This window comes from Arthrobacter sp. LT660 (genome assembly GCF_056172845.1).
The window spans coordinates 1,583,163-1,604,420 of the sequence record NZ_CM149651.1 but is presented as its reverse complement, the minus strand read 5'-3'; the positions used below and the strand labels follow the sequence as shown (position 1 = coordinate 1,604,420).

Annotated in this window: 20 protein-coding genes; 5 read left to right on the top strand and 15 right to left on the bottom strand. The window is 68.3% G+C overall.

Annotated elements, in window-relative coordinates; genetic code table 11:
• The first annotated feature begins 34 nt into the window (after window positions 1-34).
• The 3 genes from AC0QSG_RS07385 to AC0QSG_RS07375 all read left to right on the top strand — a co-directional run bounded on the left by AC0QSG_RS07385 (window position 35) and on the right by AC0QSG_RS07375 (window position 4,557).
• Complete coding sequence (locus AC0QSG_RS07385) at window positions 35-934, top strand: hypothetical protein (protein WP_475377152.1); 900 nt, start codon at window positions 35-37, stop codon at window positions 932-934.
• 120 nt (window positions 935-1,054) lie between these two features.
• Entirely contained in the window at window positions 1,055-4,018 is a 2,964-nt protein-coding gene (locus AC0QSG_RS07380) for an SH3 domain-containing protein (protein WP_475377151.1), read from the top strand.
• Between the two features lie 287 nt (window positions 4,019-4,305).
• Window positions 4,306-4,557, top strand: coding sequence for a hypothetical protein (locus AC0QSG_RS07375; protein WP_475377150.1), 252 nt, complete (start codon window positions 4,306-4,308; stop codon window positions 4,555-4,557).
• Window position 4,558: 1 nt separating this feature from the next.
• On the opposite strand, the gene AC0QSG_RS07370 is transcribed toward AC0QSG_RS07375, so the two are convergent.
• The 8 genes from AC0QSG_RS07370 to AC0QSG_RS07335 all read right to left on the bottom strand — a co-directional run bounded on the left by AC0QSG_RS07370 (window position 4,559) and on the right by AC0QSG_RS07335 (window position 11,606).
• On the bottom strand, window positions 4,559-5,446 hold the full coding sequence (locus AC0QSG_RS07370) for a type II secretion system F family protein (protein ID WP_475377149.1): 888 nt from the start codon (window positions 5,444-5,446) through the stop codon (window positions 4,559-4,561).
• Between the two features lie 7 nt (window positions 5,447-5,453).
• Window positions 5,454-6,347 carry a type II secretion system F family protein gene (locus tag AC0QSG_RS07365; protein WP_475377289.1) on the bottom strand — a complete coding sequence of 298 codons (894 nt, stop codon included), beginning with the start codon at window positions 6,345-6,347 and terminating at the stop codon, window positions 5,454-5,456.
• Window positions 6,348-6,391: 44 nt separating this feature from the next.
• A complete protein-coding gene (locus AC0QSG_RS07360) occupies window positions 6,392-7,867 on the bottom strand; it encodes a CpaF family protein (protein ID WP_475377148.1) in 1,476 nt (491 codons plus the stop codon).
• Window positions 7,867-9,063: a CpaE/TadZ family protein gene (locus tag AC0QSG_RS07355; RefSeq protein ID WP_475377147.1), complete on the bottom strand. Its 1,197-nt coding sequence runs from the start codon at window positions 9,061-9,063 to the stop codon at window positions 7,867-7,869. Before AC0QSG_RS07355 ends, AC0QSG_RS07360 begins: the two co-directional genes overlap by 1 nt.
• Window positions 9,060-9,833, bottom strand: coding sequence for a Flp pilus assembly protein CpaB (gene cpaB, locus AC0QSG_RS07350; RefSeq protein WP_475377146.1), 774 nt, complete (start codon window positions 9,831-9,833; stop codon window positions 9,060-9,062). Before cpaB ends, AC0QSG_RS07355 begins: the two co-directional genes overlap by 4 nt.
• A gap of 25 nt (window positions 9,834-9,858) precedes the next feature.
• Window positions 9,859-10,917 (bottom strand): pilus assembly protein TadG-related protein, encoded by a 1,059-nt coding sequence (locus AC0QSG_RS07345; RefSeq protein WP_475377145.1) that lies wholly within the window; start codon window positions 10,915-10,917, stop codon window positions 9,859-9,861.
• On the bottom strand, window positions 10,917-11,297 hold the full coding sequence (locus AC0QSG_RS07340; RefSeq protein WP_475377144.1) for a TadE/TadG family type IV pilus assembly protein: 381 nt from the start codon (window positions 11,295-11,297) through the stop codon (window positions 10,917-10,919). Before AC0QSG_RS07340 ends, AC0QSG_RS07345 begins: the two co-directional genes overlap by 1 nt.
• A 93-nt stretch (window positions 11,298-11,390) precedes the next feature.
• On the bottom strand, window positions 11,391-11,606 hold the full coding sequence (locus tag AC0QSG_RS07335; protein WP_475377143.1) for a Flp family type IVb pilin: 216 nt from the start codon (window positions 11,604-11,606) through the stop codon (window positions 11,391-11,393).
• Window positions 11,607-12,536: 930 nt separating this feature from the next.
• On the opposite strand from AC0QSG_RS07335, the gene rplM reads away from it, so the two are divergent.
• Together rplM and rpsI are read left to right on the top strand one after the other, a co-directional pair.
• Entirely contained in the window at window positions 12,537-12,980 is a 444-nt protein-coding gene (rplM, locus tag AC0QSG_RS07330; RefSeq protein ID WP_435728562.1) for a 50S ribosomal protein L13, read from the top strand.
• Between the two features lie 41 nt (window positions 12,981-13,021).
• A complete protein-coding gene (rpsI, locus tag AC0QSG_RS07325; RefSeq protein WP_435728561.1) occupies window positions 13,022-13,525 on the top strand; it encodes a 30S ribosomal protein S9 in 504 nt (167 codons plus the stop codon).
• An 81-nt stretch (window positions 13,526-13,606) separates the two neighbouring features.
• On the opposite strand, the gene AC0QSG_RS07320 is transcribed toward rpsI, so the two are convergent.
• The 7 genes from AC0QSG_RS07320 to AC0QSG_RS07290 form a co-directional block, all read right to left on the bottom strand.
• Window positions 13,607-13,828: a hypothetical protein gene (locus AC0QSG_RS07320; RefSeq protein WP_475377142.1), complete on the bottom strand. Its 222-nt coding sequence runs from the start codon at window positions 13,826-13,828 to the stop codon at window positions 13,607-13,609.
• A 121-nt stretch (window positions 13,829-13,949) separates the two neighbouring features.
• Complete coding sequence (locus AC0QSG_RS07315) at window positions 13,950-15,596, bottom strand: sialidase family protein (protein WP_475377141.1); 1,647 nt, start codon at window positions 15,594-15,596, stop codon at window positions 13,950-13,952.
• 2 nt (window positions 15,597-15,598) lie between these two features.
• Complete coding sequence (locus AC0QSG_RS07310) at window positions 15,599-16,285, bottom strand: N-acetylmannosamine-6-phosphate 2-epimerase (RefSeq protein WP_475377140.1); 687 nt, start codon at window positions 16,283-16,285, stop codon at window positions 15,599-15,601.
• Complete coding sequence (locus AC0QSG_RS07305) at window positions 16,269-17,330, bottom strand: ROK family protein (protein WP_475377139.1); 1,062 nt, start codon at window positions 17,328-17,330, stop codon at window positions 16,269-16,271. The genes AC0QSG_RS07310 and AC0QSG_RS07305 overlap by 17 nt, the downstream gene beginning before the upstream one ends.
• 3 nt (window positions 17,331-17,333) lie before the next feature.
• Window positions 17,334-18,263 (bottom strand): dihydrodipicolinate synthase family protein, encoded by a 930-nt coding sequence (locus AC0QSG_RS07300; RefSeq protein WP_475377138.1) that lies wholly within the window; start codon window positions 18,261-18,263, stop codon window positions 17,334-17,336.
• Entirely contained in the window at window positions 18,260-19,192 is a 933-nt protein-coding gene (locus AC0QSG_RS07295; protein WP_475377137.1) for an ABC transporter ATP-binding protein, read from the bottom strand. Before AC0QSG_RS07295 ends, AC0QSG_RS07300 begins: the two co-directional genes overlap by 4 nt.
• Window positions 19,189-21,258, bottom strand: a complete 2,070-nt coding sequence (locus tag AC0QSG_RS07290) for a dipeptide/oligopeptide/nickel ABC transporter permease/ATP-binding protein (RefSeq protein WP_475377136.1) — start codon at window positions 21,256-21,258, stop codon at window positions 19,189-19,191. Before AC0QSG_RS07290 ends, AC0QSG_RS07295 begins: the two co-directional genes overlap by 4 nt.

Sequence of the window (21,258 nt, the reverse complement as noted above, 5' to 3'; positions counted from 1 at the left end):
GGGGGAAGCCGTTTTGAAGTCGATGAACCATGCCGTGGCGCAGAGTGCCGCGACACGCCAACAGGCGGGCCCTGCGGGCCCGCGCACGCCCCGCAAGCGGGTGTTGGCTCTGGCCGTCCTCTCGGCTTCTGCGCTGGCGCTGACCGGCTGCGGCCTGGGCGCGTCCGATGCCGCCCCCGGCGGATCCGGCTCCGCCACCCAGACCGCGGCCACTCAGACCGCTGCACCATCGTCGTCAGCGGCGGCCTCCGGCCCGGCCGTCGGGTCGGAGCAGCCCACCGCCTCCGCCGCTTCCGAGACGCCCGCGGCATCGGCATCAGCGGAGACGTCCGCCCCCGCCTCCAGCTCTGAGTCCGCGGCGTCGTCCGCCCCGGCCGCGCCGGGAAGCGACTCCGACGCGCCGGCGTCGTTCTCGGCCCCGGCCTTCGGCGGGCCGGACGCGCTCGAGCCCGGCTTCGAGGACGGCCCCGACTACGTGCGCACCTACGCGCCGAACGAGCTCGGCGCCGCAGCTTTCGTCCGGGACCAGCTCGGACCCCTGGACCAGCACGCCACCTTCAAGATCGAGTCGGAGTTCGGTGGCGACGCCGCCGGCGGGCTGGCGGTCCTGAACGCGTCGCCCGAGGAGTTCCTGGCCACGGAGATAGGAACGCTCGCCGACGAGGTCCCGAGCCGCGACCCCGCCGTCGTCATCGCGTTCTACCAGGCCGTGGCGCCGTACGTCATCGAGGGCGCCAGCGAGACGCTGAACACCGACGTCCGCGGCCTCGGCACCGCCACCGTGGACACGGCGACCATCGACGCCGGACGCTTCTTCACCTACCGCGACGGGACGGACGCCTCGGCGCAGTCCGTCGCGCCGGGCACCACGGTCACGCTCACTTACGACGGCGGCTGGATCATCACCGCTTCCTCGGGCGCCACGGCCGGCTAAGGCTCAGAACACCACCGTGGCCGACGCATGGCCCCGAAACCACACCAGCACCTCAAGTCATCACTCAGCACAAGCAGAACTCGTGTCCGTTCGGCCACTCGCATCTCAAGGAGCAGCACCATGTACGCACCACGATCCACCGGACTGCTTTCCGCGGCCGCCACGGCGGCACTTGTTCTGGGCAGCGTCGCTGTGGTCCCGCAAGCGGCCATGGCGGCGCCGGCAGTTGGGATACCCGCCGTCGCGGCGGACGGATCCGTGCCGCGGGCCGGCCAGTGGGTCAACCCGCTGCAGGCGGAGACGTACCGCTACTCGTCGCCGTACGGGCCGCGCTGCATCCCCGTGATCGGCGGATCCACGCTGCACATGGGCCAGGACCTTGCGCTCGCTGACGGCTCGCCGATCTACGCGGTCGCCGACGGAAAGGTGGTCAAGGCCAGAAGCGGTACCACCAGCACCTCCGGCTACATCGTGATCGACCACAACGACAACGGCCGCAAGATCCAGACCGTGTACGTTCACATGTGGTCCGCCACGTCCCACGTGCAGGTTGGCCAGATGGTGAAGGCCGGACAGCAGATCGCCAAAGTCGGCAACTCCGGACCGTCCACCGCCCCGCACCTGCACTTCGAGGTCTGGGACGGGCAGTGGTACGTGCAGGACACCATCGAGCCGATCGACTTCATGAAGAAGAAGGGCGTCGACATCAGGGCCGGCGCGTACCTGGACTACAATCTGCGCCAGCACACCAGCTGCACCTACTACGCGAACAAGTCCACCTCCCTGAAGGCCACACCGTACGCGACGTCGACGACGCTGCGGACCGTCTCCAAGGGCTCGGCGATGACGTCCAAGCCCGGCACCATGGTCAACGGCTACGTCCCGGTGACTACCGGCGGCGTCTACGGCTGGGTCGAGCGCTACGCCGTGAGCCCGGGCCAGGTCTCGTTGGCGCCGGTGGCCAGCACCGTGGTCCCGGTGACCACCGACTCCTCCGTCGAGGGCACCGAATTCACCACGACGTCGACGCTGAACCTCCGCTCCCGCGCCGTCGACGGAAGCATCGTCAGGACCATGGCCAAGGGCGATTCCGTCACCGCGACCGGCAAGGTGACCACGGACAAGAAGTGGTACGAAGTCAAGCACGGGACCACGACGGGCTGGGCGGCGGTCGCGTTCCTGAACGAGGTGGTCGTTGAACCGAGCCCGGTGGATCCGTTCGCCACGACCAAGACTGTGGAGTCACTGAAGGACAAGGCATACACTGCCACGGCCAACTTGAACCTTCGAGGAGCGCCCGAAACGGGTAGCGTGTGGACCATCATGCCCAGCGGCACTGAGGTCACTGCTACGGGCATCGTTTCAGCCGATTCCACGTGGTATAAGGTACGGTATGGTGCCGTCGCCGGGTGGGTAGCGGCGTCTTTCTTGGCGGAGACGAAGCAGCCTGCCGTGCCGGAGGTGTTGCCGACTAAGTCTGTGTCCTATTTGGTGAACGATAGGTTCACGACGACTGCGAACCTTTATCTGCGCCAGACGGCCGCGACTGGCAAGCTGTTGACGATCATGAAGTCCGGTTCCGCGGTGACGGCCACTGGGCAGGTCACGACGGACATGAAGTGGTATCAGGTGAGGTTCGGGACGACGACGGGGTGGGTTTCGCGTTCGCGTCTGGCGGCCGTGCCGGCGGCGAAGCCGGAGGTGTTGCCGACTAAGTCTGTGTCCTATTTGGTGAACGATAGGTTCACGACGACTGCGAACCTTTATCTGCGCCAGACGGCCGCGACTGGCAAGCTGTTGACGATCATGAAGTCCGGTTCCGCGGTGACGGCCACTGGGCAGGTCACGACGGACATGAAGTGGTATCAGGTGAGGTTCGGGACGACGACGGGGTGGGTTTCGCGTTCGCGTCTGGCGGCCGTGCCGGCGGCGAAGCCGGAGGTGTTGCCGACCAAGTCTGTGTCCTATTTGGTGAACGATAGGTTCACGACGACTGCGAACCTTTATCTGCGCCAGACGGCCGCGACTGGCAAGCTGTTGACGATCATGAAGTCCGGTTCCGCGGTGACGGCCACTGGGCAGGTCACGACGGACATGAAGTGGTATCAGGTGAGGTTCGGGACGACGACGGGGTGGGTTTCGCGTTCGCGTCTGGCGGCCGTGCCGGCGGCGAAGCCGGAGGTGTTGCCGACCAAGTCTGTGTCCTATTTGGTGAACGATAGGTTCACGACGACTGCGAACCTTTATCTGCGCCAGACGGCCGCGACTGGCAAGCTGTTGACGATCATGAAGTCCGGTTCCGCGGTGACGGCCACTGGGCAGGTCACGACGGACATGAAGTGGTATCAGGTGAGGTTCGGGACGACGACGGGGTGGGTTTCGCGTTCGCGTCTGGCGGCCGTGCCGGCGGCGAAGCCGGAGGTGTTGCCGACTAAGTCTGTGTCCTATTTGGTGAACGATAGGTTCACGACGACTGCGAACCTTTATCTGCGCCAGACGGCCGCGACTGGCAAGCTGTTGACGATCATGAAGTCCGGTTCCGCGGTGACGGCCACTGGGCAGGTCACGACGGACATGAAGTGGTATCAGGTGAGGTTCGGGACGACGACGGGGTGGGTTTCGCGTTCGCGTCTGGCGGCCGTGCCGGCGATGGCGGCCCCGACGACGAAGACCATCGCCTCGCTTGCCGGCAAGCCGTACACCACCGCGGTCAACCTCTACCTGCGGCAGGCCCCGGTCTCCGGAACGGTCCTGACGACCATGACGAGCGGCTCGGCCGTCTCGGCGACCGGCGTCGTGAGCCTGGATTCGAAGTGGTACCAGGTGAAGTTCGGAACCCGGACCGGCTGGGTCATGGCCTCCTACCTGAAGCCGAAGGCCACCGCGCCGGTCACGGTCAAGGCCACAACCAAGACGACGACGGCGAACGTCAACCTGCGCACTGGCGCCAGCACCGCGGACGCGGTCGTTGTGCTGCTGAAGAAGGACCAGGTCGTCACCCTCACGGGTCAGCAGTCCGGGATCTGGGCCCAGGTCCGGGTCGGCACGCAGACCGGATGGGTCCACACCGACTACTTGCGGTAGTCGGAACGGCGCACCGGCGCCTTGCGGTAAGACGAACTTGAGCGGTAAGACGAAAGAGGGAAGGACGGCCACGGCCGTCCTTCCCTCTTTCGTCTGCGGGGAACGTCCTCGCCGCCTCCCCGCCGGGGAATCTTGCGCCAATCTTGCGTTGTCGCGCAGGCCGGCGCTTGGGCATTGCTATTAGCCTTGGGTAATCGGTTCCGAACCGATGCGCGGCTGACTGGCCGTGACACGGTTCGGCCGGGGGCGGGGAACCCTCCGGGACGAGGATTTGGGGGAACATCATCATGAGACAGGCAATCATGGGCAAGCTCGGCGCCGGGTACACCGGAGCGGGCGCAAGCGGGCGATCTGGCGCCGCACGCGTTCGCGGGCGGCACGCGCTGGAGCAGCCCTCGCGCTATTATCCGCCCCAGCCGCCGAAGCATGGGCTTTTCGGGCGGCTCATCAGGTTGGTGGCGCTGCTCTCCGTCGCGGCGGGGTCCTTCTACGTTATCGCGTCCGTCGCAGCGCCCCACGTGCAGCGCGTGTTCCCGTAGCCTACGAACCGCTGAACGTCTCGATGGCGTTGATGGCGGCCGGGCCCAGGATCGCGATGAAGAGCACCGGGAAGATGAAGAACAGCAGCGGGAAGAGGATCATCACGGGCAGTTTCATGGCCTTCTCCTCGGCCCGCTGGCGCCGCTTGACGCGCATCACCTTGGCCTGGATCCGCAGCACGCGGCTGATCGCGATCCCGTAGGCATCCGCCTGGACCACGGCCTGCACGAACCCGCGCAGCTCGGGGACGTTGGTCCGGTCCAGCAGGGCCAGATAGGACTCCTTGCGGCTCCGGCCCACCTGCATGTCCTGCAGGGTGCGGACGATCTCCTCGGCCAGGGGCCCCCTGCCGTTCTCGCCGGCGCGGGACATGGCGCCCTCGAAGCCGAGCCCGGCCTCCACGGAGATGAGCATCTGGTCCAGGGTGTTCGCCAGCTCCATCTGGATGGCCTTCTGCCGCTCCTGGCCCTTGCTGTAGAGCAGCAGGTCGGGAATGAAGTAGCCGAGGATGAGCACGAAGACGCCAACCAACTTGATGCCGGGGCTGGTCCCGGTGGAGACGAGGTAGAACCCGAGGCCGGCGCCGATCAGGCCCGTGAGGGGCTTCGTGGCCAGCACCTTCCCGAGGGGCATCGAGGCGGGGCGTCCCGCCAGCGAGAGCAGCCGGTCCAGCTTCTGGACGTAGGCGGGCGGAGTCAGCATGCGGCCGATCCGCTCCAGCAGCCCCACGGATTGTTCGTCGTCGATGGTCTCGGGGGCCTCGAACCCGCGGTTGAGCGAGACTTTGATGGCCGTGTTCGCGCCGCCGTCGACCGCCATCAGGGACCAGACCAGATAGGCGAGGGACAGCGAGACGAGCAGAGCCGCGAGCAGGACTAGTGATTCCATGGCCGCCTCAGAACTTCAGGTCGATGATCTTGCGGAGCCACAGGCTGCCGATGGTCATCAGGATGGCTGAGGCCGCGATCATGCCCCAACCCAGGGGGTGCGTGAACATGACGTCCATGTAGCCGGGGTTGGAGAGCATCAGCATGCCGACGATGCCGAAGGGCATGGCCATGAGGATGTAGGCGGAGAATTTTCCCTCGGCGGCCAGCGCCTTGATCTGTCCTTTGATCTCGCTGCGTTCGCGGATCGTCTCGCCGACCTGGTCCAGGACCTCGGCCAGGTTCCCGCCGACCTCGCGGTTGATCTGGATGGCTTGCGCGATCCAGACGAAGTCCTCGCTCCGCATGCGGGCGGCGGTATCGCTCAGGGAGGCCAGCAGGTCGCGGCCCAGGCTCGTTTCGGTGACGACGCGCCGCATCTCCTCCGACGTCGGTGCCTGGGATTCAGTCGCTGCGGCATCGATGGCCCGCAGGATGCTGTGCCCGGCGCGGAGGCCACCGGCCAGAAGTTGGAGGGTGTCGCCGAGTTGCGCGTCGAACTTCCCACGCCGCTTCCCGGCCTGCATGGTCACCACAACGTGCCCGGCCACGGGGGACAGCGGCACCATCAGCAGGCCCAGCGCGGGTCCGCCCACCACCCACCCGATCAGCGCGCCCATGAACGCGCCGGTGATGATCAACGTGAAGAACTCGGCCTGGCTCAGGCGCAGGCCGGCGTTCTCGAGGGTCTCCCGGTTGAACCAGCGGATATTGCGCGTGGACAGGAGCTTCTCCAGCGAGGCGACGGCGGAACTCGCGAATTTCGTCACCACGGATTCGGGTTCGGTGCGGAAGGGCTGGCGGCGGTCCAGCGGCAGCGACGGCGTCCCGGGAACCAGGACCAGGGCCAGGGCCACGGCCATGCCCAAACCCAGAAAGGCCAGCGCGGCGGCAAGCGTGGGGTGCACTAGGACGCACCCGTTCGCGCGAGCGGCGCCGCGAAGACGGCGGGGGAGACGTGGATGCCCATGTCCTCGAACCGGTCGATGAAGCGCGGGCGGATGCCGGTGGGGACCGGCCGGCCCAGGAAACGGCCGTGGTCGTCCACGCCGGCGGAGTAGTCGAAGACGAACGCGTCCTGGAGTGTGACGATGTCGCCCTCCATGCCCTGCACCTCGGTGACGTGGGTGATCCGCCGGGTGCCGTCGCGAAGCCGCGAGATCTGGATGATGAGGTCCACGGCGGAGGCGATCTGCTCGCGGATGGCGCGCAGGGGCAGTTCCATCCCGGCCATCAGGACCAGCGTCTCGAGACGTGCGACGGCGTCGCGCGGCGAGTTGGAGTGCACGGTGGACAGTGAGCCGTCGTGGCCGGTGTTCATGGCCTGCAGCATGTCCAGCGATTCGCCGCCACGGACCTCGCCCACTACGATGCGGTCGGGGCGCATACGCAGCGAGTTGCGCAGCAGTTCGCGGATGGTCACCTCGCCCTTGCCCTCGGTGTTCGAAGGGCGACTTTCCAACCGGACCACGTGTTCCTGCTGGATCTGCAGTTCGACGGCGTCCTCGATCGTGACGATGCGCTCGGTCTCCCCGATATAGGAGGAGAGGACGTTGAGCAGGGTGGTCTTGCCCGTGCCCGTGCCGCCGGACACGATGATGTTCAGTTTGGCCTTCACGCAGGCGTGCAGCAATTCGGCCATTTCGGGCGTGAGCGTGCCGAAGTCGATCAAATTCCGCACGGTCAACGGCACCTTGCTGAACTTACGGATGGTGAGTGAGGACCCACCGACGGCGAGCGGCGGGATGACGGCGTTGACGCGGGACCCGTCTTCCAGCCGCGCGTCAACCAGCGGCGACGATTCGTCGATGCGACGCCCGATGCGGGAAACGATGCGTTCGATGACCTTGCGCAGGTGTTCCTCGGAGCTGAAACGTGAATCCGTCAGGGTCAGCCGGCCCTTTCTCTCCACGTAGATCCGGTCCATGCGGTTGACCATGATCTCCGTGACGGCCTCGTCGTCGAGCAGGCGCTGCAGGGGGCCGTATCCCAGGACGTCGTCCGCCACGTCCCGGACCAGCCGCAGGCGCTCGTCGGGCGAGAGCGGGACCTGCTCGTCGTCGATGATGCGCGTGAGCTCCTCGCGCGCCGTCGTGCGCAGTTCCGCCTCGGTGAGGCTCGTGTCGTTGAAACGGGCACCCAGGCGCTCGAACAGTGCGGTGGCGGCCCGCTGCTTCAGCGAGGCCAGCGCGTCGACCGGCCGCGCCACCGGCTTGGCCGGCGCCGCGGGCGTGTGCCCGATGGACGGCTTCGATTCGGCGGGTGCGGCCGGAGCGAACGACGCCGGGGCGGCTGCCGGAGCGGGGTGGGGCGGCTGGGCCGCCGGGGCTGCGGCGGGGACGGCTTTCGCCTGCGCCGCGTTCAGGCGTTCGGACAGTTTCATCAGACCACGACCCTCCGGTGGACCTTTTTCTGCACTTTCGCGCGCCACGCGGGATTGAACCGCTCGACCAGTTGCTGGAGCCCCTTGAGGGAGGCGTCGCGCTTGCCGTCCTGCAACACCGGAACTCCGCGGTTGGTGGAGAAGGCCACGCCGCGGGACCGCGGAATGCTCACGTCCACCGGTGCCCCAAGCGTAGACTCGACGTCCTGGACGGATAGTCCGGACTTGCTGTCGGCCATGTTGAGGACCACGTGGCGGGTTTCGGGGAGGATATCGAGCTGCCGCAGCACGTCGAGGCCGGAACGCAGGCCGCGGACGCTCGGGATGTCCATGCCGCTGACCCACACCACATCGGTGCACTTCTCCATGGCGGCCAGGCCGAGCTCGGGCAGGCCGGGGGCGGTGTCCACCACGACGTACTGGAACTGCTGTGCCAGTTGGTCGAGCAGCCTCGAGACCTGCTCGGGGGTGACCTCGTCGGCCTGTTCCGGGCGCTTCGGCGCGCACAGCGCGTAGATGCCCGCGGGGTGGACGGTCAGGAAGGCCTTGAGCACCAGGGAGTCCTGCGCCGCCGAGGGCGCGACCGCGTCCATGACCGTGTGCTCGGGGTCGAGATACAGACCGGACGCCACGTCGCCGAACTGGAGGTCAAGGTCCACGATGACCACGCTCATCGGTGCGATCTTTCCGAGTCCGACCGCGATGTTCGTTGCCATGGTGGTCTTGCCGACGCCGCCCTTGGGCGAGAAGACGCCGATGACCAGGCCGCGGTTCTTTTGGGGTTCGATGAAGGCGGAACCGTGGGTCCGCTGGCGGGTCTCGGACGCCTGACAGGCCCGCTCTAGGATGATGCGGATCTGCCCCGCGTCCGAGGAGGGCGCCAGCACGTCCCTGATGCCGGCGCGCATGGCCAGCAGCACCAGCTCCGGATCGGGTTCGGCGACGAGAAGGACACTGATCTCGGGGTGCCGGATGTCGAAGATCGTGGCGAGGCGGAGGGCGTCGTCGGCAGGGATCTCCGGTCCCAGCAGCAAGACCTGGGGCTGCTCCTGGTTGAGTTGCGCGAAGAGGTCGGCGGGGTCGTTCGGCAACTCGGAGGTGGCGAAGGTCTGCATGCCGCCCGGCAGCCCTCCGACGGCCTCGCGGACGCGGTGGTCGAAGTCGGTGCTGGGCGTGATCAGGACGAAGCGGCTCACTTGTACACCTCCGTCTTGGTGATGGTGCGGGGATCGCTGTCCTCAGTGTTGTCCGTCTGCTTCGTCAGCCACATGCTGGCGTTTTCGGAGGCGAACGCGATCTTCACGGCGTCTTCGTCGCTGACAGCGACGGTCAGCATCAGGGACCCGGTCGGCAGGGCGGTGTCCTCCGCCGGGGCGGCGGATGGGTCCGCGGCGGGATCGACGGGAGCGGTGCCTTCGGCCGGTTGCGGCGCCCCCTGGACGTGTGTTACGAGCGTCTTCGGCAGCACCAGATCGGCGCTTGGTTCTTCGGGCTTGTCCTCGAGACCGCCGTCGGCCATGAGGATGATGATGCCTACGTGGTCGCCGGGGACGATCCGGCCGCCGACGACGCGCTGGGGCTCGAGTTGGAAGGAGATCTCCTGCAGTCCTTTGGGCACGTCGACGCTGCCCGTGGCCTCCACGTCCTCTGGTAGAACGAGTCGTTCCTCTACCAGCTGTTCCCCCACCACGAGGTTGGTCGAGGTGACCTTGCCGGTTACGTCGTCCAAGGTCGTCAATGTCGAGTCCGAGACGGCTGTGGACGGCAACTGTTGCGTCTTCACGGAAGCGGCCAGCGCCTCGACTGTGGTTCCCGCGGGCACGTCGGCGGTGACCACCAGAACTCCCACGGGCTCAAGGTCCCGCACGGCGCGCTGGTCGGCGCTGTTGGCGTAGGAGACCACCAGCACCACGCCGATGACGGCCAGGACGACCGCGGCGATGCCGGCCAACAATCGAGACTTCACGTGGTGCTCCTGATAACGCGGGGACTTAGGGTACGTATTGGACGATCGTGGCGCCGTGATCACTCACATCATCACTCACATCGCCCAGTTCGAATCCGTCGGCGAGCGACGTGTAGGTGATGAATTTGCCGATAATGCCGCGGCAGTCACCCCGACACTCGTTCGCTGTCGTCTGCGGCGGATTCCTGTTCTGGAAAGTATCGGGCAGCGTGCTGTTGCCACTGAACTTCCATCCGTGGACTTCCAGAGCGGCGAAGGAATTGACGTTATAGGTCGCTCCCGATCCTGTTCCGGTCACTGATGTGTAGACCGGAAGAAACACGACCACCTGCTTGCCGGCGTTCATGTCAGTTGCCCACCCATTGAGTCGGTCTGCGCAACCGGGTGGGGCGTTGTTGCCGGGGTCGCTGGCGCCTTCGTCGACCTCAAGGTCGACCAGCGCGCCGCAGATGCCGGGATCAGATGTGAGCCATGCGAACCCGCCCGGAACGGTTGATCCGGACTGTGTGTCGATGCAGTCCGGGTTCTTGTTCGCGCCGTGGCTTTGAAGCAACTGAACGCTGCCGTCGACCATGGTCTCAACCTGGCAGACCGAAATGGCCATAGGGAAGGGGGCGGTTCCCTTGATGGGGCTACCCCATTGGACGGTTGCCTTAGCCTGCACCTGCATTGACGGGATGCCAAGGGCGCCAGCGAAAAACGTCGTGACCTTATTAGCTTCCTTGCCGACCTCTTGGGCACCGGGAGTTACAGTGACGGTTCGGTTCGCAGTGTCGAGCGCTATCGGGCTGGGGATAGCCGGTGTGGGTTCCAAATTGACGAGGTTATCCAGCGCATTCGGATTGGCTAAAGACATAGCGAGCGGCTCTATCTCGGATTCGCTGCACTGAGCCGCGCGACCTCTCTTCGCACACGTCTGCGCCACGCCCATGGCGGCGGAGTCTGCGCCGTTTTGCAATTGGGCGCGCTCTGAGTAGACCATCCCCACGTCGACGGCGAATGCCGTAAATCCCAATAGCGCCACCATTGCAATAGCGAGAAGAATTGCGATGCCGCCGCGCTCGCCGCGCCGAAAGTCAACCACTACCCTCCGCACAACATCACGGCCTTTCCGGTCATGTTGAAAGGTCCGGCAATCCCGGTGATGGTGCTCAGCGTGTAGCTGATGGTGACCGTTTTTTGGGTACCGGCTGCACAGCCCGCGTCTGTGGGCGAGAACGTGATGTTGCTGTCCTGCAACGCAGGATTAAGAGTTACGGCAGCATTCTTCGCTGCGGTGCGCGCCGATGATTGGCTCTGGGTAATGGCCACGACCCTGACACCTTCTCGCGCGGAGTTTGTCAGGGTCACCTGGGCGTTGTAGGCCCGGCCGAATTCGATGATGCCAAACAACATCAAGATGAGGAGGGGAGCGATCAGGGCGAACTCGACTGCGACGGCGCCGCGTTCGTTGCTGGCCCTCATGCTTGTCCTCCCCGCCCCAACGTGGTGAATGAATGCGTTTGGGCGGTGCTGGCTATCGACCGCACCGCCCAAACTTTTAGTGGGAGGCCCGAACTAAACGCAGACGGCGGTGGGGTCCAGCTGAGTAACAATGCCGCAGAACGCGGTGTTAATCTGCCCACCGAGCGTAGATACTGCAACGATGATCACCACGGCGATGAGGGAGACCATGATGCCGTACTCGACGGCGGTGGCGCCCTTCTCCTCGCGGCGCAGCTTGCCGGCGACGGTTTCCATGGCGATGAAGATGTTTGCGAACAGAGTGTTCATTTCTAGACCCAACCTTTTTCTCAAGAATGATGCGAACGGTGACCGCGAAATGCGGGGATTTGCTCGGAGAAGTTTGTGAGGGAATGGTCGGTTCCTGGCTGGATCCCTTTTAGTGCCATACCGTCGCCGGCATTGCCCCCAAATGGTTCTCCAACCACTGGCACCTGTGAAAAGAGTAGGTTCCCTTCCGGTACCTGTCTATCGGGTCGGGGCCGTGGATCCCTGTCATGGCGGGCTTCCCGGGGCGGCCGAAGCGTCAACGGCGACATTTCAATCGGTATTTACTTCACATTCTTATCGTGCAAACCGATTTGTGTAAATCGGTGAAAGAGAATGGTCATGCGCCAATGACTTACGCACAATCCCGCGCCGCATATACGGCGCAATCCATCCATCGGATCGCCAGCGTGGAAACGTTGAGCGCCGTGTTCACGCCAGCACCGCCAACTAACATCCGTCACACGGGACCCGGCGCGCTTCGCGTTTCACATATCCAGGCACGCCAGAAATAATTATAACAATGCGGTAACGGACGTAACTTGGTCCCCCGAAGAGGCGATAACGCGTGTGCCGCGCGCAGTTGGATTCGTAGGGGGCGTCGGTGGCCATCGATCGCAAGCCGCCACGGCGGCGCGTCGTCGGCGTAGCCGCGCCGCAACCCTCTTTTGGAACCGGCCCCGCGTTGCTGTATCGTTGCAAGCTGTTGTGCGTGTCCTATGCCTGACACACCTCCTCCGCGTGACGGCCCAGTTGCAGGGCCCTGGTCTGCGGAGGCAGCGGGCAAATACGGGATGGCCGGTTGGAGTCAGTCCTCACCTGATGAACTGGTACAGCGCAGATCGATAACACAGTGCAAGCCCGTCGGTGGATCTCAACGCCGCCAGCCGGGGGAGTGCTTGACCAGTATCCAAGGAAACGAAGGCAATTAACGTGCGTACGTACTCACCGAAGCCCGGCGACGCAGATCGCCAGTGGCACGTCATTGACGCCACTGACATCGTTCTGGGCCGCCTCGCCAGCCAGACCGCAACGCTGCTGCGCGGCAAGCACAAGGCGACTTTCGCCCCCCACATGGACATGGGCGATTTTGTCATCATCATCAACGCCGAGAAGGTTGCCCTGACCGGCGCCAAGCTCGAAAAGAAGCGCGCCTACCGGCACTCCGGCTTCCCGGGCGGCCTCAAGTCCGTCAGCTACGCGGAACTGCTTGAGAAGAACCCGGTCGAGGCCGTGGAGAAGGCCGTCCGCGGCATGCTCCCCAAGAACTCGATCGCGGCGCAGCAGCTGCACAAGCTCAAGGTCTACCGTGGCGCCGAGCACCCGCACGCCGCCCAGCAGCCCAAGACGTTCGAAATCACCCAGGTCGCGCAGTAGCGCTGGGCCCCGAAACAACAGATTAGTTTTCAAGGAGAATCGTGGCTCAGAACACTGAAGAGCAGAATGAATTTGAAGGTGCCGCACCCGCTGCGTACACCTCGGAGTCTTCCGCGGCGGCCGAAGAGGCCGTCGTCAAGGAGCGTCCGGCACTGACCGTGCCCGGCGCCGCAGTTGGCCGCCGCAAGGAGGCCGTGGCACGCGTTCGCGTCGTTCCCGGCACCGGCAACTGGATCATCAACGGCCGCACGTTGGAGAACTACTTCCCCAACAAGCTGCACCAGCAGGAAGTCAACGAGCCGTTCAAGATCCTGGATCTCGACGGCGCGTACGACGTCATCGCCCGCATCCACGGCGGCGGCGACTCGGGCCAGGCCGGCGCACTGCGCCTCGGCATCGCCCGCTCGCTGAACGAGATCGACCGCGAGAACAACCGCGCGATCCTCAAGAAGGCCGGCTTCCTGACCCGCGACCCGCGCGCCGTCGAGCGCAAGAAGGCCGGACTCAAGAAGGCACGCAAGGCCCCGCAGTACTCGAAGCGCTAAACCCGCTTTCCCCGAAGGCCCCGCAGCGTTTCCTGCGGGGCCTTCGGGCGTTTAAGGACAATGAACGACGCCGGTGCTCACCTAGGGTTCGACGGGGTCCGCCGGTGCCAGTGCGGGCGGCACCAAACCGGGGGATGCGTCGTCGGGGCAAGTCGCGCCCAGCCAGCCGCCGCCGGAGAACACGAAGCAGACGCCCGGAAGGTCCGGCGGCGGCTCGACGATGGACGAGGCGGACGCGGAGGCCGTCCCGAACAGGATCAGGGCGGAGGTGGCCAGCGACGCCAGCGCGGTCGACTTCTTCATGGGATGCCTCCTCGAAAGCGGGGGACCGGATGGGTCCGTGGTGCCCATGATCCGCCCCGCCTGCGCCGGATTCTAGATGACTGACCAGATCGTGACATCCGATGCGGAGAGTCGCGGTCCCTCAGTCGCGACGGCCGGCTTCAGCGGGGCGAACGTCCCAGCGAAGGTCGAGTGCGGTCCGGCTGTCGTCCAGGCGATGGTTCAGATGGGACCACACCTCGGTGACGCCAGGGACGACTGTGCGCGCGGGGCCCGCATCCTGGATGGAACCAACGGGACGGACGACGACGGCGCCCGCACCCGTGTTGGTCACCGCGGCGGAATACGCGATGACGTCGCCCGGACCGACGCCGGTCCGCGGGGGACCGTAGTTGGCCCGGAAATCCCGCCGGGAGCCCAGGACCTGCGCGCCGGCCTGCCCGACCTCCTTGCCCTCGGACCCGAAGCCCGCATCGGCGCTCCCCAGCACGACATGCGGATCCCGGAACGACCATCGGGACGGCGGCGCGGGGGTGATTGACCGAGCCGCCACCTCCACGAGCAGCCCCGGTTGACCGGGAAGTCCGCGTCCACGGGACACGGCAGTCGGGACCATTGGCGCACCCGCCCGGAGAGCATCCAGGGGCACGGCGGCGAACACGATCTCCTCGTACGCGCCGCGCTCGTACAGCACGCCAATCCGCCCGTCCGGCAGCTCCACGGCGGTCGAATACGCCGACGCGCCGGCCTCGAGCACCCACTCGCCCGTCCAGTGGGCACCGCCGTCGGGCGAGTACCGCAGCACCGTGTTCCGGCGCAGATGCGGGTGTGCGTTGTGGCTGGCGACCAACCGGTCCGCGGTCCCGACCGTGCCGCCCGCGCGGTCCACCCCGGCCCCGGCCAACCGCAACACGGAGCCGTTGTCGCTCGGATCGGGCAGTCCGGGGTGGGGCCGGGGCACCGCGAACGTCTGCCCGCCGTCGGTCGAACGCGCCACGAGCCGATGGGGCGTCGCCCGGGAATGCAACAGCACCGATCCGTCCGCGAGCGCGGCCACGGAGCTTTCGTTGGTGTGCACCCCGCCGGCGCTCGGCGCCAATGGCTCACCCAGGGTCCACGAGTCGCCGTGGTCGTCGCTGTACGCGACGGCGGCGGCGATGCGCACACCGGATCCCGGGAGACCCGAACCCGGCGGCGCGGCCGAATCACCCAGGAGCACCACGCACGGTTGCAGGAGACGGCCAGCGTAGTCGCCGTCGTCGACCTGCGTCCCCGTCCCGGACGCCGCGAAGATCCCGCGGATCCCCGGCCGCTTCAACATGCCGGTCAGGCGCCGGTGCCGCCAAGTGGCGCCGTCGTCGTCGGACACGGAGACGTCCACGTGCTGCGTCCGCTCCGAGCCCTCCCCGGACTCGAAGAAGCCCCAGCGGGTCGTCGCCGCGTGGAAGCAGAACACCCGGCCGGCGGTCCGGTCCACCAGCAGGGACGGGTCGCCGAAGCCCTGCAGCCCGGTCCCCGTCCGGAGGACGCGCTGCGCATCCCAGGTCCGGCCGGCGTCCGGGCTGCGCCGGAGCACCAGATCCACGGGTGAGGGAAGGTCGTCGAGTGTGGGGCGGGCATCGTACGCGGCCAGGAGCGTCCCGGCGGGGGTGACGGCCAGCGCGGGGATGCGGTACTGCTGGTAGCCGCCCTCGCCGCGGCGGGCCAGCACGGTGGACACGACGGCGGCACCGGCGGACGGCGCCCGCCCGGGACGCGAGGGACGTCCGGGACGCGAGGGACCGCCCACCGCTAACCCTCCAGGGCGTCCACGAACCACCCGGTCAGCGTCGCCGGATGCGTGATCGCCGTCCCCACCACCACCGCGAACGCGCCGGCGTCCAGAGCGGCCCGGGCCTGGGCGGGGGAGTGGATGCGCCCCTCGGCGATGATGGGGCGTCCGAGGTCCGCGGCGGCCAGCTCGGCGATCAGCTCCAGGTCCGGACCGTCGGTCTTGGGCCGCTCGCCCGTGTACCCGGCGAGCGTGGTGCCGATCAGGTCGGCACCGGCCTCGGCGGCCGCCAGCGCGTCGGCCAACGAACCGCAGTCGGCCATCACCCGGGCGGAGGACCCGCCACGGACGGCGGCGATCGTCGCGGCGAGCGTTTCGCCGTCGGGCCGGGGGCGCCGCGTGCCGTCCAAGGCCACCACGTGGGCGCCGGCCTGGGCGACGGCGAGGGCGTGCCGGATGGTCGGGGTGATGAAGACGCCGTCGTGCCCGTCCTTGAACAGGCCGATCACCGGCACCTCCACGGCGGACCGCGCGGACTGGATGTCCGCCAACCCCTGCACCCGCACGGCCGAGGCCCCGCCGATCACGGCGGACGCGGCGACCTGCGCCATGGTGCGGGGATCGCGCATCGGCTCGCCGGGGTAGGCCTGCGCCGAGACGATCAGTTTTCGGCGCAGGGCTTCGAGTGCCTCATCGGTCAGCAACACGGGACGCTCCTTGGAATTGGACGGAGGGGGAGGACTGCCCTGGCGTGGCGGGTTGGGCGGATTGGCCTGACGGTCCCGCCGGCACGGACGCCGCGGGCGGCCGCAGCACCAGCGACGCCGCGCCGATCGTGGCGGCGTCGCCGCCCAGCAGCGCCGGAACGGGTTCCACGTGGCGCAGCGCGGGCACCAGTTCCTCGGCGAACGACTCGCGCACGGCGTCCCACCAGAGCGGACCCGCGTCGGCGAGCCCGCCGGAGAGCACCAGCGCCTCCGGATCCAGGCTGTTCGCGAACCCGCCCAGCGCGCTGCCGGCCGCGCGGGCCGCACGCCGGATCGCTCCGACGGCGGGGGCCTCGCCGGCGCGGGCTCGTTCGAACACGGCGCGCGTGTCCGCCGCCCGCGGATCACCGCCGAGCCGCTGGTAGAACCGGTGCAGCGCGGGACCGGACGCGATGGCCTCCAGATGGCCCATGGCCCCGCACGTGCACACCAGCCCGCCGGCCGCGGCCGAGGGCACGTGGCCGAAGTGCCCGGCCACGCTGCGCGCCCCGGACACCGGCCGTCCGTCCACCAGGAAGGAACCGCCGATCCCGGTCCCGAACGCCACCAGCAGCGCGGTCGACGTCCCGCGGGCGGCACCGAGCCACGCTTCGCCGAGGGCGTGTGCGTGGACGTCGTTCACGGCCTCCACGCGGCCGACGGCGCCGCCTGCGCCCCCCAGCCGCTCCAGCAGCCCGGCGCGCAGGTCCGTCCCCGCCCACCCGGTCAGGACGTCGGTCGCGGACACCACCTGGCACGTCGCCGGATCGATCACGCCGGCCGATCCCAGCCCCAACCCGGCCAAGGCCAAGCTTCGGCTCCGGGCCTCGGCGGCCAGCCGTTCGGCGAGGAACGCCACGGCGTCCAGGATGGCGGCGGGACCCTGCCGCGCGGGCGTCGACGTGGACAGCCGCCAAAGCACCGCGCCGTCCGCCCCGACCAGCGCGGCGGCGGTCTTCGTGCCGCCGAGGTCGACGCCGATCGCCGCGTCGTGGGTTGGAACCATGGCCTAGAGCAGCCCCGCGGTGTCGAGGATCCCGCGGATGGCGGACGCCTCGGCGTCGTTCAGCGACTCCATCGGCTCGCTCATGCGGTTGGAGGGGAAGACGCCGAGCTGCACCAGCGCGGTCTTGAACGCGCCGAGCCCGCCGGCGCCGCCGGAGACCCGTGCGGAGTCCGGGACATCGACGATCCGGAACAGCTCCGCGAGCCGGTCCTGTTCCTTGCGCGCGGTTTCCCAGTTGCCGGCGACGGCCGCGTCGTAGAGCCGCCGGTAGCCTGCCGGGTCCACGTTCGCCAGGCCCGGCACCAGGCCGGTGGCGCCGGACAGCATCGCCGCGTCGCACACCACCTCGTGCCCGCTGAACAGCGCGAACCCCTCGATGTCCTGCGTCAGCAGGCGCAGCTGCCGGAACGCGATGTCGTTCCCGGAGGAGTCCTTCACCCCGGCGATGGTGCCCTCGGCGGCCAGCTCGGCCAGCAGCGCCGGATCCAGCTTGAAGTGCGTGCGCACGGGGATGTCGTAGGCGAAGACCGGAAGGTCCACGGCGGCGCGAACGGCGCGGAAGTGCCGCACCACTTCGGCGCGGTCGAAGATCGCGTAGTACGGGGTGGTGATGACCACGGCGTCGGCGCCCCGCTCGGCCACCAGCTTCGCCTCCTCCACGGTGCGGGCGGTGGTCTGGTCGTTGGCGCCGACCAGCAGCGGCACGCGCCCGGCGTTGGCGGACACGACGGCGGCCAGCACCTCGCGGCGCTCGCCGTTGGTCAGATACGGCGTCTCTCCGGAGGAGCCCAGCGGGAACAGCCCGTGGACGCCGCCGGAGACGAGGTGTTCGACGACGGCCTCGACGCCGGGCAGATCGAGCGCCCCGTCCGCGTTGCGCGGCGTGACGACGGGCGGGATGACCCCGTGGAAGGGTGCGGTGGCGATGGTCATGAGTCCTCCGGTGTGGTGGTGTCGGTGGCCGGGTTGGCGGGCGCGGCCAGCAGGCTCGGCGCCGCGCCCAGCAGGGTGCGGGTGTAGTCGTTGGTGGGGTTGTCGAAGACCTGCGCGGCGTCGCCCTGTTCGACAATCTCGCCGTCGTTCATGACGCAGATCCGGTCCGAGACGTAGCGGACGGTCTGGATGTCGTGGGAGATGAAGACCATCCCCAGGTTCAGGCGGGCCTTCAGGTCGGTGAGCAGGTTCAGCACCTGCGCGCGGACGGAGACGTCGAGGGCCGACGTCGGCTCGTCCGCCACGATGATGTCCGGGTCCAGCGCCAGGGCCCGGGCGATCGCCACGCGCTGGCGCTGCCCGCCGGAGATCTGCGTGGGGGAGACCTCCGCCGCGGAGCGCGGCAGGCCCACGAGCTCGAGCAGCTCGTACACCTTCTTCGTGCGCGAGGCCGCGTTGCCGATCCCGTGGACCAGCAGCGGGTCCGTCAGGATGTCGTGCACCGTCATGCGCGGGTTCAGGGCCGTCGCCGGATCCTGGAACACGATCGAGACCGCGCGGCCGAACTCCTTGCGCTCCGCGGCCCGGCCGGTGAGCTTGCGCCCATTGAACAGCCGGGTGCCGTGGGTCGGTTCCTGCAGCCCCACCAGCACGGAGGCCAGCGTGGACTTCCCGCAGCCGGACTCACCGACGATCCCGACCGTCTCCCCTCGGCTGACCGCGAAGTCGATCCCATTGACCGCCCGGATGATGGTGGGGCGGAAGATGGTTCCGCTGCGCGCGCGGTGGTGCACGTGCAGCCCGCGCAGCTCAATGACCGGGACGTCCCCGGGAACCGGCGCGCCGGGGGTTCCGCGCTCGCCGGGCTCGCCGGTGGGACGCACCGCGCCGGTCGCGCCGGCGTCGTCGTGCCTGGTCGTGGCGATCATGCCTTGCCTCCTTCGGCGGTGGTGGCCCAGTGGTGGTCGGTGTCCCCGACGCGGACCAGCTCCAGCTCGCGGTCCGGATCCGCGGCCGGGTTCAGGGAGCGCACGGCGAACCGGTCGCCGGCGGAGAAGTCGCGCGGGCTGGGCACGGTGCCCGGGATCTGGTGCAGGCGCTCGGCGCCGGATTCGATGGAGAGCACGGCCCCCAGCAGGCCGCGGGTGTATTCGTGGCGGGGATCGGCCAGCAGGGCGCCGGTGGAACCGGATTCCACCACCTGCCCGGCGTACATCACCGTGACGCGGTGGGCCAGCGAGGCCACCAGGGCCAGGTCGTGGCTGACGAACACCATCGCGAAACCGAGCTTGTGCCGGAGCTCGTTGAGGAGGTCCACCACCTGCTTCTGCACCGTCACGTCCAGGGCGGTGGTCGGCTCGTCCGCCACCACCAGCTTGGGCGAGCGGGAGAGCGCCATGGCGATCAGCACGCGCTGGCGCTGCCCGCCGGAGAGCTCGTGCGGGTAGGACTTGAGCGTCCGCTTCGGGTCCAGCTTCACCAGGCGCAGCAGCTCGTCCGGGGCCATCCGGCCGCCGCGGCGGGTCAGCTGCTCCATCTGGTCCTTGATCAGCATGGACGGGTTCAGCGAGCTGAGCGCGTCCTGGTAGACCATCGCGATCTGGTGGCCGCGCAGCCCCGCGTAGAGCTTCTCGCGGGTCGCGGGCCGGTTGTCGGCCGGGACCAGCTCGCGGCCGCCGAAGCGGATGGAGCCGGAGACCACGGCGTTGGGCGCCAGCAGGCCCATGATGGCCAGCGAGGTGATGGACTTGCCGCAGCCGGACTCGCCGACCAGGCCCATCGTCTCGCCCTCGCCGACGGAGAAGGAGACCCGGTCCACGATCGGCATGTCGCCGTAGCGGTCCGGGAAGCGGATGGACAGGTCGCGGACCTCGAGGATCGGTTCGGCTCCGGAGGAGCTGGAGAGCCGGTCCGTCCGCGTGGACTCCACGGCGCGCAGGAGCCGGAGCTGGGCGGCGAGCAGCGGCGGGGTCGTGGGGTCGGCGGGGTCGGCGGGGTCGGCGCCGTCTTCGTCCACGGCGGAGGCGTCCGCGGGGGCGGCGTCGGACTCGGGGACGACGGCGGTGCCGACGCCGCCGATCGACGTGCGCTCGGAGGCCAGCACGGCCTCGGCCGTGTTGTCCTTCTCGACCAGGTTCACCTTGCGCAGGCGGGGGTTGACCATGGCGTCGGTGAGGCCCTCGGCCAGCACGTTCAGCGCCAGGACGGTGGCCAGGATGCAGATGCCAGCGAACGTGGTGGCCCACCAGGCGCCGTTCAGGACCAGCGTGCGGCCGTAGGAGATCACGTTGCCCCAGCTGGGCTCAGGGTCCTGGACGCCCGCGCCCAGGAAGGAGAGCGAGGCCTCGAAGATGATGGCGTCGGCCACCATGACGGTCGCGAAGACCAGCACCGGGGCGGCGGTGTTGCGCACGATGTGCCGTCCGAGGATGTGGAAACGGCCGGCCCCGAGCACGCGCTCGGCGCGGACGTAGTCCTCGCCCCATTGGGACAGCACGTTGGCGCGGACCACGCGGGCCAGCTGCGGGATGTAGATGATGGCGATCGCCACGATGATGACCGGGACGGTGTTGCCCAGCGTCGCCAGCAGCACGGCGGCCAGCGCGATGCCGGGGAAGGCCATGATGACGTCCATGACGCGCATGGTGCCCTCGTCCACCCACTTGCGGCTGGTGGCGGCGATGGCGCCGAGCAGCGCCCCGACGGCGATGGCCAGCGCCACGGCGCCGAGCCCGATCACCAGGGAGGTGCGTGCGCCGAAGAGCACGCGGGAGAGGATGTCCCGGCCCAGCCGGTCGGTGCCGAACGGGTGCTCGGCCCCCGGCGGCTGGGCGGGGATACCCGTGGCCAGGGGGTTGTGCGGGGCCAGCACCGGCGCGAAGAGCGCGGCGAGGGCCACCAGCGCCAGGAACGCGAGGGCGAGCTTGGATCCGAGGGGGAGCGTCTTGAGGGCGAGCCCCGGGCGGCTGAGGCGGTCTGCGAGTCCGTACCGCAT

What these genes read in the sequence shown, in the direction of transcription:
- AC0QSG_RS07300 (WP_475377138.1), bottom strand. Translation starts at nt 18,263, where the DNA reads ATGACCATCGCCACCGCACCCTTCCACGGGGTCATCCCGCCCGTCGTC.
- AC0QSG_RS07365 (WP_475377289.1), bottom strand. Translation starts at nt 6,347, where the DNA reads ATGGCCGTGGCCCTGGCCCTGGTCCTGGTTCCCGGGACGCCGTCGCTG.
- AC0QSG_RS07340 (WP_475377144.1), bottom strand. Translation starts at nt 11,297, where the DNA reads ATGAGGGCCAGCAACGAACGCGGCGCCGTCGCAGTCGAGTTCGCCCTG.
- AC0QSG_RS07320 (WP_475377142.1), bottom strand. Translation starts at nt 13,828, where the DNA reads ATGAAGAAGTCGACCGCGCTGGCGTCGCTGGCCACCTCCGCCCTGATC.
- AC0QSG_RS07335 (WP_475377143.1), bottom strand. Translation starts at nt 11,606, where the DNA reads ATGAACACTCTGTTCGCAAACATCTTCATCGCCATGGAAACCGTCGCC.
- AC0QSG_RS07295 (WP_475377137.1), bottom strand. Translation starts at nt 19,192, where the DNA reads ATGATCGCCACGACCAGGCACGACGACGCCGGCGCGACCGGCGCGGTG.
- AC0QSG_RS07360 (WP_475377148.1), bottom strand. Translation starts at nt 7,867, where the DNA reads ATGAAACTGTCCGAACGCCTGAACGCGGCGCAGGCGAAAGCCGTCCCC.
- AC0QSG_RS07375 (WP_475377150.1), top strand. Translation starts at nt 4,306, where the DNA reads ATGAGACAGGCAATCATGGGCAAGCTCGGCGCCGGGTACACCGGAGCG.
- AC0QSG_RS07380 (WP_475377151.1), top strand. Translation starts at nt 1,055, where the DNA reads ATGTACGCACCACGATCCACCGGACTGCTTTCCGCGGCCGCCACGGCG.
- AC0QSG_RS07370 (WP_475377149.1), bottom strand. Translation starts at nt 5,446, where the DNA reads ATGGAATCACTAGTCCTGCTCGCGGCTCTGCTCGTCTCGCTGTCCCTC.
- AC0QSG_RS07290 (WP_475377136.1), bottom strand. Translation starts at nt 21,258, where the DNA reads ATGCGGTACGGACTCGCAGACCGCCTCAGCCGCCCGGGGCTCGCCCTC.
- AC0QSG_RS07305 (WP_475377139.1), bottom strand. Translation starts at nt 17,330, where the DNA reads ATGGTTCCAACCCACGACGCGGCGATCGGCGTCGACCTCGGCGGCACG.